Here is a 13,220-nt window from a genome sequence, read left to right as displayed (position 1 = left end):
TGCCTCACCTGGCTCTCACGGGCGTCTCACGGAGGGGGCGTCACCGAGCGGGACAGGTCGTCACGGCGGTGCTCGTGCAACAGGACCTGACCTGGGCGATCAGGACTGCACCGGACCAGCGGATACGGTCCGTCAGGCACTGACGAATGCTGGGGGTCAAGGGATCGCAGGTTCAAATCCTGTCGTCCCGACCAGCATTTTCGCAGGTCGGAGGCCGTTTTCGCAGAAATGCGGAGGCGGCCTTTTTGTTGTCTCTTTGGGCTGTGGTCGCAGTCTTTTGATCTTCTTGTTGGGGCGGTGGAGAAGTCGGGGAGTGGGGTGCCGGGTTGATCGCCGTGAGCTGGTTGTGGCTTTGGGGGATGTGGTCGTCAGGTGGTCGCGGCCGACCCTGGCGATCGGGGTCGGGGCTTGGTGGGGCGCTTGAGCTGAGGGTGTGGTCGATGCAGTCGACGGCTTGGCGGGCGGCTTGGGCGGTGAGGTGGCTGTAGATGTTGGCGGTGGTGGACAGGGTGGAATGGCGCAGCGTCTTGGAGACGATGGTGAGGGGGACGCCGCCCGTGATGGAGATCGTTGCGGTGAGATGGCGTAGGTCGTGGACGGTGGTGCGGGACACGGCTGCTTTGGCGGCGAGGGCGTGGAAGTGATTGAGGACGTATTCGGGGTGGAGCGGCTGACCGTCGGGTTGGTGGAAGACGTAGCCGCGCAGTGGCTGGATGGTGTCGTGGGCACGGTTGCGGAGTACGGTTTCGACGCGGGGTGATAGTGCGACCCAGGCTTTACTACTGCGGGTTTTGGGTGTGGTGAGGATGAGTTTCCTGTTGTCGATGGCGGATAGTGTCCAGCGGACGTAGAGGGCGTGTTGGTCCAGGTGGACCTCTTCCCAGTGGAGTCCTAGTGCTTCGCCTTTGCGTAGGCCGGTGCCGATGAGGACTTCGACGAGGTCGGCGAAGAGTGGGTCTGCTGTGTGGCAGTAGTGCAGGAATTGAGTTGCTTCGCCGGGTGTCCAGATGTGACGTTCTGTCGCTGCGGGGCGGGGGATGGCGGTGGGTCTGGCCGGGTTGCCGGCGAGACGGTGGTGGCGTACGGCGTCGCCGAGTGCGCTGGAAAGCGTCGCGAGGATGCGGTGGACGGTAACTTTGCCACGTCCTGCGGCGAGTTGGGTGCGGACGAGTGCGGCGATGTGGGGGTAAGCGAGGTCCGACGACCATGGCTGCTACCGCGACTACGTCACCCACGACCTCATCCCGCCCTCGGCGACATCGCCCTGGACGATTGCACTATCAGGTTCTTCGCCTCGAGCCACGCGGTGAGGTCGGCGAGGTCCGGTGTGGGCTGAATCTTCGCTGGGGTAGCCGCCGCGGCGGACGGTGTGCCGTCCTGGTGTGGGGGAGGGGAGGTCGACGGAGAAGTGCCTGCTCGAAGGGCAAAGCGCCGGGTTCACCGCCGACCCCAACCAGACCGTCGCCGACCCGATGGCGACCGCGGGTCGTACGTGGCCGCGGTGGGGGCTGCCATCCCGTCCGCCGACGTCCCAGGCAGAGCCGAGCAGCCGCGGCCCAGGGCGTCAAGGTCGTTCGTCCAGCAGAGCGCTCCACCTTGACGCCCTGAACCACGCCCGCTCCACGAAGTGTGGGACGACGGCAGGCGGGATGGCAGCCAGGAGCGTCGTGGCGAGCGCGCCGGACAAGTCCGCACGGATGCGGCCCGTGCCCAGCCTCAACTGGCCCGATTCCGGGGGCCGTCGATCAATTGCCTACCCGGAAAACTGGGCCTGACTGGATCGAAGAGCGCCCATCACCGAGAACCGGGAGGCGATCAAGGAAGGAGGCTACGGCCGGCGTCGTACAGGAGTTGCGCAACGCCGTCGGTGGAGTGCCGTACGAGGGTCTCCATCAGCCCATCCAGAGCCCGGCGTACGCGGCTCGGTTCAGGGGCGGGTCTGGTGCCTTCCTCTTCGAGGTGGAAGGCGTCGCGGACAATCTGCCCCCGGAGTTCATCCGTGATCTCTACCCGCGGCGCGGCTGCTAGCACCTGGCGAGCGAAGGCGATGAACTGAGAGGGATCGAAGCCAGAGTTATTGTTCTGGACGTTTTCCTGGCCGACTTGGATGTTGCTACCGCCGTGAATATCGATGTCGTAGGTCGGGAGGTGGCCGTTCTGCATAAGGAAGTCCTTTACGAGGAGTGGGCTCTCGGCGCATTGGATTCCTACTCCAGTCAGCGTCAAGAGAGCTTCGAGCGGATGCTGGGTGTTCCCTTCGTAAAGGGTAGCCAAGCCCCGTTCCACCAGATACCCCGCCGCTACGCGCACCTCGTCGAGGGTCAGGGAGTCGCCGTACATATGCGATTGAGGCATCGCGAGGAATGCTTCGAGACCGATGGTGGGGCTGTAGGAAGCGCGGGAGGCCGCGGTTATCAGGCCGTTGTGGGCATGCTGCTGGCGCCCTTCGGGGTCACGTCGCAGGTGCAGGAGCCGCCGCGCTTCCAGCTCACCAGCATGTGTGAGGCGGTACAGGTTACCCCGGCGGAATACGAAGTTCCGTTCCATCTGGCCTCGTCGGACCAGGTCGTTCAGGTCGGCACGGAGTCTGAAGCGGCTACCGCGTTTCCACTCCTCGGGGAAATCCTCCGGACCAGCCAGACCTCCCATTCCCTGCGCACTGCGCTCGTGCATCCAGATCAGTAGGTAAGCATCTGCCCCAACTCCCGTCATAGCTAGATGCTACGGCCGATCAGGCCTGCACGGACTGCTTATGTGTAGCCCGGCCCCATTCCCAGCTCCTTTTGACTGCCGGTGGTCGGGCGCAGCGCGACGGATGGTGCCCGCCGCCGACAACCTGGAGAACCTCGAAGACTCCCTGGAGCGGGTCGCACGGAAGATCCACCGTGCCGCAAGCGCGCTGGCTGATGCCTGTGGCCGAGGTTGCTTGGACCCTTCAGGTTCGGCCCCGAAAGATCACACTGAGTGACAGAAGTAGCAAGGTGAGAGTCCGCACTGGTCGCGGTACGGACTCTGGTGCAAAGGCAGCCAGGGGAGCGGGGGCTCTCCTCAGGGCGGACAACGGACAGATCGAACGACCCCCATAGGGGGTTCTACCTCATCTACAGGCAGCGCCAGTGGAAGCAGGAGCCGCCGCGCCTCGGCCAATCAGTGCACGTGCCCTTCGCGCAGAAGGCATACCTCGTGTGCGGATGGGTGTGCGCGGTCTTTGGAACCATCGCTCTGATAACGGCGGTAGGGGTGGCAGCAACCAACTGACGAGACGCCCCAGCGGTGGGGGTTGCGCAGGTGGGATCTGACATCGCCGAGTGACACCAACGGCGGCAACCAAGGCCGGAAGACCAAGGACTCAGTGCGTCCAGATTTCGGGTCTCCACCGACCACACAAAAGTCGCCCAGGATGACAAGACCCAGGCAGAAGAGGGGATTTGGGTCTTCCGCGGAGTCCCCCCGCCGTCCTCGGTCAGCGGTACATTGCCGATTGGACAGGCGAAAGGTGATCATGAAGTACCGGCCCAGGGACGGCGGATCTGTGGGTAAGGCCATGCCCTATTTGGGCCTGATCATCGCCGTGATCCTCTTGATCCACGGACTCTCCATGTATCGCCAGGGCGCCTCGCCGCTGTGGGTTATCACCGCAGGGGCCTGGCCTGGGCCCTGATCGCTTGCCGCGAGATCTACCAACAGATCCGCTCACGAGGCACCCCCACATAAGCGACGTGCCCGTGACGTGCCCGGTCCGGCGGGAAGCAGCGGGGGACTCGCGGGGAACCACGGCGGCGGGCCCGCTCCGGCCAAGGTCAGACGCTTCCCAGGTCGGCCGGCATCTGTATCCCTGGTCTTCCAAACTAGTGCTCGAACGGGCGGTACTCTCCTGAGCCACGGACGAAGGAGTAGGCACACAGGTGCGTCAGCAGATAAGCAAGTTCGGCACGTGGCTTCTGTGGTGCCTCGGGTTGCTGTGGTTTGCCATCCACGCGGTCATGAGCACTGGCGCCGTACAGGTGGGATCGACCATCATGCTCATCCTCATGTTGGCTCACGCTTCTCTCACTCTCTGGGAACGCACCCACCCGCGGTCCAAGCGTCGGCGAGTACGTGAGAGCGACAAGCGCGGCTGAGAGTCGGAGCACCCGCTTCTGTGATCTGGCCTGTAGTACAGCAGCGGAGTACCGCAAGCACAGCAACCGGCAGCGACCTGTAGCGACCCCTGGAAGTCCCTCAGGGACCGGTATGACCCTCAGCGACCGTTCTACCTAGAGCTACGGATCAGAAGGTCGATCTCCACCAGATGGGGCGGGGATCGGCGGTCAATGACGGGTAGACGGTGGGCCGCCAGGATTCTCGGTTGCGTCCATCGCCGTAGGTCAACATCCGTTTTCGGATCCGACCATCGGGGATTCCCAAGCTGATGGCACCCTCGGCCGAGAAACCGTCCGTCGGCGCCCCCTGCCCGTTCCGCCCAGCAGGGCCGGTCTGTCAGTGCGGTGTGGCAGCCTCCCGGCATGAGTTGCGACTTGGCTGTCTGGGACGGCGAGCGCCCTGCGGACGACAGGGTGGCTGGGCGAGCGTTCACAGACCTCTATGACCGCTACGTCGATACGGACGAGGAGCATGCACCGACCGAGCGCATAACGGCATACGTTGCCGCTCTTCTGGAAGGGTGGTGCGACCTGGCCGAGGACGAGGAAGACACCTCTCCCTGGTCGACGGGGCCGTTGATCGGGGAGGCGTGCGGCCCGCTCATCTACTTCCCGATGCGATGGAGCATGGCGGAGGAAGCATCCACCTATGCGGCGGCCCTCGCACACTCCATGGGGCTGGTCTGCTTCGACCCTCAAGAGAACCGGCTCAGGCCCTGCAGCTGAGGGGAGCGCTGCCGTCTCAGGTACTCGCCGAAACGGCCGGGGCGGAGCAGCTTCGGCGGCAGTTGCGGCTCGACCAGGCCCAGAGCGCTGGGGATCGTCGGTCGCGCAGTCGGTAGGTCGGTGTGGCTCTCAGAGTGAGGCCAGATCCCCGCGTGGACCAGGTCGGCCTACGCGGCCCGCGCTTGATGACGTCAAGGCAGTTCAGAGGTCGGATGGGGACGTGAGAGTGCCCCAAGAGTGCCCCGTCTTGAAAGCCGTTCGTTCACCAACGTGATGAGAGCCGTCGGTGCCGCGGATGCGGCAGAGAGAAACGATGGCTCCGCCGGGCCCACTCTCGGAGGGACCGGGGGTCGGCGCACGGGTGCTGCATTGACGTGGTGATTGTGACGGGTCGCGGAACGGCCCCACCCGCACAGCAGCAAGATGCCAGTACCAAGGCTCGGGCTTACCGTAGATGTAGCGCGGTTACCACGACCAACACATGTTGGAGTCCGGTATGGCCGACTACGAAGCACACGCCCAAGCCGCGAGCGATATTTTGGCGCGGATCAAGATCCATGGAATGACCGTCACCCCCGACCTGCTCACACAAGTTGCCCAGGTCCAGGCCCTGCTGGCGCTCGCCGCAGCCATAGCCGGTCGACAGACGGCAGCGTCATCCCAACCGCCACCGTACCCGCCCAACGGGATCACCGACTCCTACTGACAGAAGCAGCCGCCCTCTGGCGACGGCATACGACAGTAGCGGCCGAGTGTCTAGCTGCGCTACAACGGCCCCGTACTTCGGCGGACAACCGCGGACGCTCGGGAACTGTCTGCGCAGGTCAGCGGCGCTATTTCCCCACGTCGGGTGGGTGCGCGAATTTTGCTTCAGGACGAAGAGTCGCAAGATCTCGGGGGATGATGAGCGCATGAACTTCGAGTCCGACAGCGCTCCGCCGGCCAGCACACAGGTCACCGTCACGACGGATGCTGTCGCCCGGGTCTTCTCTTGGGAAGATGACGCGCGCATTGAGGTGCGCAACCTGGGCGGCGAGGTTGTCATCGAAGCGAATGCAGTAGGGCTGAGAACACTCGCCAACCACCTGATGACACTCGCCCAGGACGGCACTCCGAACGGGAGCCACCTGCACTTGGACGAGGGCAACGGCCTTGAAGACGGCTCCGTAGGGTTGGTTCTGGAACGCAACGAGTGAGGCTCCGCCATGGGCATCCGCAAGGGCCGAGGAATCCATGGGGGCCGTGCCACAGCCGTGCCAGATCGGACGGGGACTCACGGGGAATCGCGGTAGCGGGCGGGGTTCGAACCAGGTGTTGCCTTGCACCCGCCTAGTACTCCAGTCATACTCCGCGATCTGCTGCGATATCCTGCCGAGGTGTTGGTCTGAGCCGGTCTGAGCCGAGTCACGGGGTGGGTAGATGGACGGGCGCACGGTCAGGCTGAACGAGCTCGCGCAGGGACAGCGTTCGCTCGGACGGGGTGTCGAGTGGTTCAAGGGCATTTCCGCCGACGAGCAGTTCGAGGTCCTGCGTGACTTGAGCGGGTTCTGCATCCAGGCCCGCGCGACGGTGGAGGACGGCCCTGAGAGTGTTCGTCTGGCAGGCATCCGGCCGACGCATACGCCCGCGGTCCTGATCGTGCGCGGCCAACTGCCCGGACAGCTGACAAAGATCATCAATCTGCCGCAGGACGAGCGCGTGAAGGCATTTAGGTTATTGGTAGCTCTGCTGGGAGTGGCCGACAAGCGCCGCCGGGAGCGGTTCTGTGCTGACGGGTGCCCCCACGCCTGGCACCAGTTGGGTTCCGGGACCGATGCAGAAGCGGCCACCGCGTGATCATCAGAGGTTGTGTGGACTCCTGAAGATGGTGCGGTGGCCGCGGGCCATAGCGTGGACCCTGCCTGCTGGCGCGAGATGTTCGACCAGGCCATGGCCCGCATCGCGGGCCAGTTCCGGCGCGTTGAACCCCGGGCGACGGCGCGGGCGTTCGTGCTCGGGCTGCTGTCCGGTGTCGAACGCAAGAACTGCTGGCAGCTGGCCGAGCAGGCCGGACACGACCGTGCCCCTGTCGATAACCTCATCCGTACAGGTCACGCAGCATGTTGGTACTCGTGGAGGATGCCGCCGAGTCGTTCGCGTCTACGTATGTCGAGGCGGTCGATCTGTTCTGGATCGGTGACGGGAACCGGCAGCGGGTGCAGTGGGCGGGCGTTGGCGATGCCCTGATGGGGCCGGTGGGAGGTGTAGTGCTCTTCGAACTCCCGTAGCGCGTGCAGTAAGTGTCGCTGGTTCCAGATCAAGGTGCGGTCCAGCAGTTCGCGCCGGCAGGTCTGCACCCACCGTTCCATGATCGAGTTCATCCGTGGCATCCGTGGCATCCGTGGCATCCGTGGCATCCGTGGCATCCGTACGCCGCTGAGCACCACGTCGACCCCCGCGTCCGCCAGGACGGCGTCGAACAGGGCGGGGAACTTCCCGTCACGGTCCCGGATCAGGAACCTGGCCCGGCAGCCGGCGTCTTCGAGATCCATGACGAGGTTTTTCGCGGCTTGAATGACCCAGGTGGCTGTGGGGTGGGCGGTGGCGCCAAGGATCCGGATCCGCCGGCTGGCATGCTCGATCACCGCGAACACGTACAGCCGCGCCCCGGACAAGGTGACCGTCTCCAGGAAGTCGCACGCCAGCAGGGCGTCGGCCTGGGAGTGCAGGAAGTCCGCCCACGTACTGGAAGCGTGTTCGGGCGCCGGGTCGATCCCGGCATCCTTCAGGATCTCCCAGACGGTGGAGGCACTTACCTTGATCCCGAGAACGAGGAGTTCACCGTGGATGCGGCGTTATCCCCAGTGGGGATTCTCCCGTGCGAGCCGCAGGACCAGGGTGCGGATGGAGCGCACGGTGCGTGGCCTTCCCGGGCGCTTGGGCCGGGATCGGGCCGCGTGGCGGCGTGCGACCATGTCGCGGTGCCAGCGCAGCACCGTGTCCGGACGCACCACCACCCGTATCTTGCGCAGCGCCTCCGACGGCATCCGGTGCAGCAGGGCTGCCAGGAACGCGCGATCGCCCGGGGTGAACCGCACTCTGTCTTTGCCGAGTTGGCGCTGCAACACCGTGATCTGATGGCGCAACGCGAGGATCTCCGCGTCCTTGTCCCGGTCGCTCATCGGCAGCAGGCGGAGCATGGCGAAGGCGTTCGTGACGGTCAGGTAAGCCAGTCGCAACAGCACGCGATCATCATGGCGGGGCGGTGACCAACCGTGCGAGAGGCCCATTTTGTGCGCTGGTACCCGTGATCGCGCGCACCCCGTAAACCGGCTCCCACCAGGGCGGATGAGGTTATCGGCAGGGGCAACCCCGCCACCCGTCATGACGTGGGCAAAACCGTCAAACGCCCTGAGACACTGATCGAACGCGATCAAGCCCGACGTTAACGAACAAGTTCAATGACCCACAGAAATGCCGCTGAGACGGCGGTACATCATTGTTGCGTAGTACTCCAGCTGTAGATGGTGATCTTCACGCTTCGGCGGGTTGTCGTCGGTAGTGGCTGGCTCGGGATCTAGCCTGGTGGCGACGTCGCCAGTGAGACCAGTCGAGCCGATGAGCGACATGGTGGATGGGGCGGACCACGAGAGCGATGAACAGGCGCTGGATCTCGTTGCTCGTGAGCGGTACGAGATCTCCGGATGCAGGCTGACGGTTGTGTTCGTCTGCGCGTACGACCGCGTGGAAGGCGTGCGCGAGCATGGCCAAGGTGACCCACCGCGACCAGGAGGTACAGCGGCGGACCTGGTGCTCATCCAGGCCCGCCAAGCCCTTTCCGGACTGGAAGAACTCCTCCACTCGCATCGCGCACCGGCGACCCGGACCAAGGTGGTGAGCGGGACCGGCATGGGCGAGTAGCAGCGGTAGAAGGCGAGTTCGCCGGTGTTCGGGTTGCGGCGGATCAGCAGTTGACTGCTACCGGAGCTCCGAAGCGTCATCTGACAACGCGCGACGGCCAGTCAGCACAAGCCAACCTCTCGGCATCCAGCCGCCTTCACCAGCAAGATCGCGATCTACAGCTGGATTATTTGGGGCAGGGCTGATGTGTCTAGCAGGCTGAAGCACAGTTTGATGACGATGCTCACCGGAGTATAGTGCCTGTTCCACCGGGCCCGGTCTACCTGCCGGCAGCCAGCAGAAGCCGACCTACCGACCCGAGATGCTGTCCGCCCACAGGCCAAGATCAAGATCTACAGCTGGTACTAGGTTCACCATGAGATCGGGTACAGGTTTCATGGCACCGTCCTCCTTTGGTGCCCTAGCGTCGTGCCATGACGATTCCAGCTGGACTGAGACGCACGGTCCTCCGGGCGCGGCGGGACAGCGGCTTTCTTGCCGCTGGTGTGCTGCCGCACCTGGCGCTGGTGCCCGTGTGGGCCTGGGCGGCGACGACTACCGCCAGGACGGGGAACTGGCTCCTTACGGTTTCCATGTCGGCTGCCCTGGTCCTGCTCGGCACCCCGGTGCTGACGGCCGTTCAGCGGGCTCGCTACCGGGTGCTCATCGGTGTGGACGTCCCCCGGCTCACCCCCACCGCGCCGGAACAATGGACGTGGGCCTCGACCGCCCGGTGGCTCGCGGCGACGCGGCCTTGGCGCAAGATCGGCTACCACCTCCTGCTGGGCCCGCTGCTCGCGCTGCTGGAGCTGCTGGTGCTCGCGGTGACAGCGGCGTGCCTGGCGGGCGTCATCGCCTACGCCTGGTCAGGGGCGCTGCCAACCGGAATCCGCCAGGACTGGTTCGGCTACCTGACCCAGCTGCCGGCTTACACAGCGGCTGGACTCCTCCTCCTGTGCGCCCTGCCCTGGACCGCGCGGGCAGTAGCCCGGGCCGAGGCGCGGCTGGCGTTGGGCCTGCTCGGGCCCAGCCGGGCGCAGCGGCTCCAGGAGCGGGTCGATCAGCTGGCCGTGAGCCGGACCGACTTGATCGAGGCCGTCGACGCGGAGCGCCGCCGGATCGAGCGCGACCTGCACGACGGAACCCAGCAGCGGTTGGTGTCTCTCGCGGTCAACCTGGGTCTGGCCATTGCCACCCGCCCGGACCGGCCGAGTGATGCCCGCGAGGTGATCGCGAGAGCGCACCTGGAGGCGAAGGAGGCGATCGCCGAACTGAATGACCTGGTGCGGGGGCTGCACCCGGCCGTGCTCGAAGACCGAGGTCTGGACGCGGCGTTGTCCGGGCTGGCTGCCCGCACGCCCCTGCCGGTGCGGCTGCGGATCGATCTGGAGGAGCGGGTGGCACCCAACGTGGAGTCGGTCGCGTACTTCGTGATCTCTGAGGCGCTGACCAATGCAACGAAGCACGCCAACGCGATGCGTGCAGAGGTGATAGTCCATCAGGTCGGCGAGGTGCTGCGAGTGCGCGTTACCGACGACGGGCTGGGCGGTGCCGACGCCGCCGCCGGCACGGGGCTGACCGGGCTGGCCAAGCGGGTCGGCTCCCTCGACGGGGCCTTCCACGTCAGCAGCCCCGTTGGCGGGCCCACCACCATCACCGCGGAGCTGCCGTGCGCGCGGTGATCGCCGAGGATTCGGTGTAGTTGCGGGTCGGCCTGATCAAGGTGCTGGAGATGGGCGGGTTCCAGGTCGCCGCGGAGGCCGGCGACGCGGAGGGGCTGTTGGCAGCAGTGGCGGAGCACCGGCCCGAACTTGCCTTGATCGACGTCCGGATGCCGCCCGGCTTCACCGACGAGGGGGTGCGGGCGGCGATGGAGATCCGTCGGCGCTGGCCGGGGACGCCGGTAGTGCTGCTTTCGCAGTACGTGGAGGAGCGGTACGCGGCTGACCTGCTGTCTGCGAACAGCAGCGGTGTGGGCTAGTCGCAGGCGAGCAGAGCGTGTGCCTGGCTGCGCAGGAAGTCGGCCCAGGTGGTGTCCTGTCGTTGCGGCGCGGGTGGGATGCCGTGCTCCTTGAGGATTTCCCGGACGGTGGAGGCGGCGACCTTGATACCCAGGGCTGCGAGCTCGCCGTGGATGCGCCGGTATCCCCAGGAAGTGTTCTCTCAGGCGAGGCGCAGGACCAGGGCGCGGATCGAGCGGGCGGTGGGTGGTCGTCCACGCCGCTTCGGCACGCAGGATGCGGCATGGCGCCGTTCGAGCAGGTTGCGGTGCGAGCGCATGATCGTGTCGGGGCGTACCAGCAGCAGGAGCTGGCGCAGTTTGTTCATAGGGAGGTGGTGGAGCAGGCCGGCGAGGATGGCGCGGTCGGTGTCGGTGAAGGTGGGCTTGCCGACCTGGCGCTGTAGAACCAGCAGCTGGTGTCGCAGGGCAAGGATCTCGATGTCCTTGTCGCGGTCGCTCATCGGCAGCAGGCGCAGGAAGGCGAAGGCGTTGGTCGCGGCGAGGTAGGCCAGACGAAGCAGCACGACAGATCATGATGCCGCTGACGCCCTGCGGGTAAAGACATCAGAGGTGGGGGACAGCCACAGTGGATACCGGCGATCAAGACCGCGGCCTGGGCGGATGGTTAATCGGCACCCGCAGTGTCGGAGATTGCTTCCTCCTGGTGGGTGGGGGTCAGCGACGGTCGGCCTCGGCTCGGCGGCCTGCCCGCAGTTGATGAGGTCGGATTGCTGCCACGGTTCATCGGCGGCGTCCAGCGCCCGGGACCGCCCAGTGGATGGTCGGTGCGTAGGTGGGCTTCGGCGGGATCGGCCAGGCCGACGGCGGCGACGTGGAGGGTGCCGGACTGCGCTGCGGCGATCGGCCGGCAGCGGCCTGCGCGAGGCGGCAGCGGCGCTCCAGCACCCCGTCCGGCAAAGCGGGCCGCAGGGGGCTGACCGGGGTTGCAGGGTCGAGGGAGAGGTCGGCGTGCACGGCATATCCGTGACTGCGAAGATCCTTTACAGCCTGGCGTGTGCGGCGGGGGCCGTCACGCTCGGGTTCGCTGAGCCGGAACAGCCTGGGCTGGTGGGGGGCGGGCTCGAACTGCTCGCAGGCCAGGAACCATTCGGCGAGGTGCGGGGTCACGGAGGGGGTGAAGGAGGCGACGAAGCCGTGTTCGTCGTGGGTGCCCTGCCGAAGACGAAGTGGGTGCCAGGGTCCAAAGGGGCGGGACTCTCCTCACGTTGGTGGTGGTTGCGGGACGGTCCTGTTCGCCTGTTCGCCTGACGCGATGGCGACGATGCCCGCGTCCCGGCTGTAGGACAGGGTGATCTGCACGTCAGACATGGGTCAGGGCCTCGGGTAGGGTCCGCGACTTCGCGCGCAATGGTTCCTGCGAGAGCGCTGGAATTCGGGCTACGCGAGCGCCGCATGTGTCAGCTTTTGGTACGCAATCGGCTTTGGCCGTCAACTGGTTGGTGACTACGGGTGGCACATCAGTAGTCGAGACGAAGGTCGGTTTGACCAGCCGGGGGTTTCCGGCTGCAGACGATTTGGTGCTTGGCTCAGTCGGGGGAGGCGAGCCTCGTACGCGTCGGCCGTGCGGCCGACCTCTGGCCGTTTGAGCAGTCCGCCCTGGGGGGTAGCTTGTCCGAGATGACGCGTTTCTACCTTTGAGGAGTCAGACATGGCGCAGGGCACGGTGAAGTGGTTCGACGGTGAGAAGGGGTTCGGGTTCATCACGGTGGACGACGGGGGGAAAGACGTCTACGTCCACTTCTCCGAGATTCAGAGCAACGGCTACCGATCGCTGGAGGAGAACCAGCGCGTCGAGTTCGACGTCACACAGGGGCCCAGGGGACCACAGGCTTCAGGTGTGCGAGTCATCTGACGGCTCAGGAGCGAACCGACAGGAGTCGCTGACCGCCCGGTGCTGCCCGCGCTCCGCACAGCCATGTTGGGGTGGCATGGAGGACGGGCAGCGCGAACTCAGCGGAGATCGTAGGAGCCTCAGGAAGGGCCGCTACCGAACGTAGTCATTGTCAGCGGGATCGCGGATTTGCCAATCCGTTGTCACCCAAGCGCCTTCATTATCAGGGAAGTCGCGGATCCGAGACCTCGTGTAGGGAGCGCGCTTTCGTGAGCACCGGCTCCTGCGGAAACGCTGGTTTCCGCGAGAGGTGAGCAGAGGGCGTGTCGGCTGATCATGAGCAGAACGGCCCGCCGTACTCAAAAGAGCGGTCGCTCTCGGTGACGCACCGAGGATCCGGGCATCGCCACGAGGCCAGAGTTTGTGCGGTTCGTATGGGCTCCACGGGAAGCTCGTCGGGGGCTCGGGTGAACTTCAATGGTCGCGACGATCGCCGGTTACCCCAACCGGCGATCGTCGTCTATGTTGCGGTCGCTCGGCTGGTGCGGTCGTGCTTATACGGGCCCTCCGGCACTGCTGCGACCACGAACGCGCACCTGAGCTGAGTCACTCGTCACCT

Annotated in this window: 9 protein-coding genes and 5 pseudogenes; 8 read left to right on the top strand and 6 right to left on the bottom strand. The window is 65.7% G+C overall.

The features are described 5' to 3' along the window. Positions 1-172: 172 nt before the first annotated feature. Positions 173-979: a site-specific integrase gene (locus tag G3I60_RS08910; protein WP_239069664.1), complete on the bottom strand. Its 807-nt coding sequence runs from the start codon at positions 977-979 to the stop codon at positions 173-175. Between the two features lie 836 nt (positions 980-1,815). After that, positions 1,816-2,712, bottom strand: a complete 897-nt coding sequence (locus G3I60_RS08905) for a hypothetical protein (protein WP_164293068.1) — start codon at positions 2,710-2,712, stop codon at positions 1,816-1,818. Between the two features lie 1,793 nt (positions 2,713-4,505). Here G3I60_RS08905 and G3I60_RS08900 point away from each other — a divergent pair. From G3I60_RS08900 to G3I60_RS45250, 5 genes and pseudogenes are all read left to right on the top strand, one after another. Beyond that, positions 4,506-4,868, top strand: a complete 363-nt coding sequence (locus G3I60_RS08900) for a hypothetical protein (RefSeq protein ID WP_164293067.1) — start codon at positions 4,506-4,508, stop codon at positions 4,866-4,868. A gap of 496 nt (positions 4,869-5,364) precedes the next feature. After that, positions 5,365-5,574: a hypothetical protein gene (locus G3I60_RS08895; protein WP_164293066.1), complete on the top strand. Its 210-nt coding sequence runs from the start codon at positions 5,365-5,367 to the stop codon at positions 5,572-5,574. A 205-nt stretch (positions 5,575-5,779) separates the two neighbouring features. Continuing rightward, the gene (locus G3I60_RS08890) at positions 5,780-6,064 is read left to right on the top strand and encodes a hypothetical protein (RefSeq protein ID WP_203672448.1); all 285 of its coding nucleotides are present in this window, start codon (positions 5,780-5,782) and stop codon (positions 6,062-6,064) included. Between the two features lie 223 nt (positions 6,065-6,287). Continuing rightward, positions 6,288-6,704: a DUF5958 family protein gene (locus tag G3I60_RS08885; RefSeq protein WP_164293065.1), complete on the top strand. Its 417-nt coding sequence runs from the start codon at positions 6,288-6,290 to the stop codon at positions 6,702-6,704. Between the two features lie 93 nt (positions 6,705-6,797). Next, a pseudogene (locus G3I60_RS45250) lies at positions 6,798-6,920 on the top strand (IS701 family transposase); the annotation flags it as partial. Between the two features lie 38 nt (positions 6,921-6,958). Here G3I60_RS45250 and G3I60_RS08875 read toward each other — a convergent pair. After that, positions 6,959-8,092, bottom strand: a pseudogene (locus tag G3I60_RS08875) (helix-turn-helix domain-containing protein). Between the two features lie 289 nt (positions 8,093-8,381). Continuing rightward, positions 8,382-8,830 (bottom strand): annotated as a pseudogene (locus tag G3I60_RS08870) (IS701 family transposase); the annotation flags it as partial. A 510-nt stretch (positions 8,831-9,340) separates the two neighbouring features. Between G3I60_RS08870 and G3I60_RS08865 the strand changes: the two are divergent. Together G3I60_RS08865 and G3I60_RS08860 are read left to right on the top strand one after the other, a co-directional pair. Further along, positions 9,341-10,429, top strand: a complete 1,089-nt coding sequence (locus tag G3I60_RS08865) for a sensor histidine kinase (protein WP_239069631.1) — start codon at positions 9,341-9,343, stop codon at positions 10,427-10,429. A 20-nt stretch (positions 10,430-10,449) separates the two neighbouring features. Continuing rightward, positions 10,450-10,725 (top strand): annotated as a pseudogene (locus tag G3I60_RS08860) (response regulator transcription factor); the annotation flags it as partial. A gap of 2 nt (positions 10,726-10,727) precedes the next feature. Here G3I60_RS08860 and G3I60_RS08855 read toward each other — a convergent pair. Both G3I60_RS08855 and G3I60_RS08850 read right to left on the bottom strand, forming a co-directional pair. Beyond that, a pseudogene (locus tag G3I60_RS08855) lies at positions 10,728-11,273 on the bottom strand (integrase); the annotation flags it as partial. Positions 11,274-11,490: 217 nt separating this feature from the next. Beyond that, complete coding sequence (locus G3I60_RS08850) at positions 11,491-11,877, bottom strand: hypothetical protein (protein ID WP_343240847.1); 387 nt, start codon at positions 11,875-11,877, stop codon at positions 11,491-11,493. A 541-nt stretch (positions 11,878-12,418) separates the two neighbouring features. On the opposite strand from G3I60_RS08850, the gene G3I60_RS08845 reads away from it, so the two are divergent. Continuing rightward, positions 12,419-12,622: a cold-shock protein gene (locus G3I60_RS08845; protein WP_164293062.1), complete on the top strand. Its 204-nt coding sequence runs from the start codon at positions 12,419-12,421 to the stop codon at positions 12,620-12,622. Positions 12,623-13,220: the final 598 nt, after the last annotated feature.

The organism is Streptomyces sp. SID13666, from assembly GCF_010548325.1.
GTDB lineage: Bacteria > Actinomycetota > Actinomycetes > Streptomycetales > Streptomycetaceae > Actinacidiphila > Actinacidiphila fildesensis.
Note: the sequence above shows the minus strand (reverse complement) of the source record. Positions and strands in the feature narration are given on the sequence as shown.

Bases quoted from the DNA above. Each gene is read 5' to 3' on its own strand.
- G3I60_RS08905 (WP_164293068.1), bottom strand. From the start codon at position 2,712: ATGACGGGAGTTGGGGCAGATGCTTACCTACTGATCTGGATGCACGAG.
- G3I60_RS08900 (WP_164293067.1), top strand. From the start codon at position 4,506: ATGAGTTGCGACTTGGCTGTCTGGGACGGCGAGCGCCCTGCGGACGAC.
- G3I60_RS08895 (WP_164293066.1), top strand. From the start codon at position 5,365: ATGGCCGACTACGAAGCACACGCCCAAGCCGCGAGCGATATTTTGGCG.
- G3I60_RS08890 (WP_203672448.1), top strand. From the start codon at position 5,780: ATGAACTTCGAGTCCGACAGCGCTCCGCCGGCCAGCACACAGGTCACC.
- G3I60_RS08885 (WP_164293065.1), top strand. From the start codon at position 6,288: ATGGACGGGCGCACGGTCAGGCTGAACGAGCTCGCGCAGGGACAGCGT.
- G3I60_RS08865 (WP_239069631.1), top strand. From the start codon at position 9,341: ATGTCGGCTGCCCTGGTCCTGCTCGGCACCCCGGTGCTGACGGCCGTT.
- G3I60_RS08845 (WP_164293062.1), top strand. From the start codon at position 12,419: ATGGCGCAGGGCACGGTGAAGTGGTTCGACGGTGAGAAGGGGTTCGGG.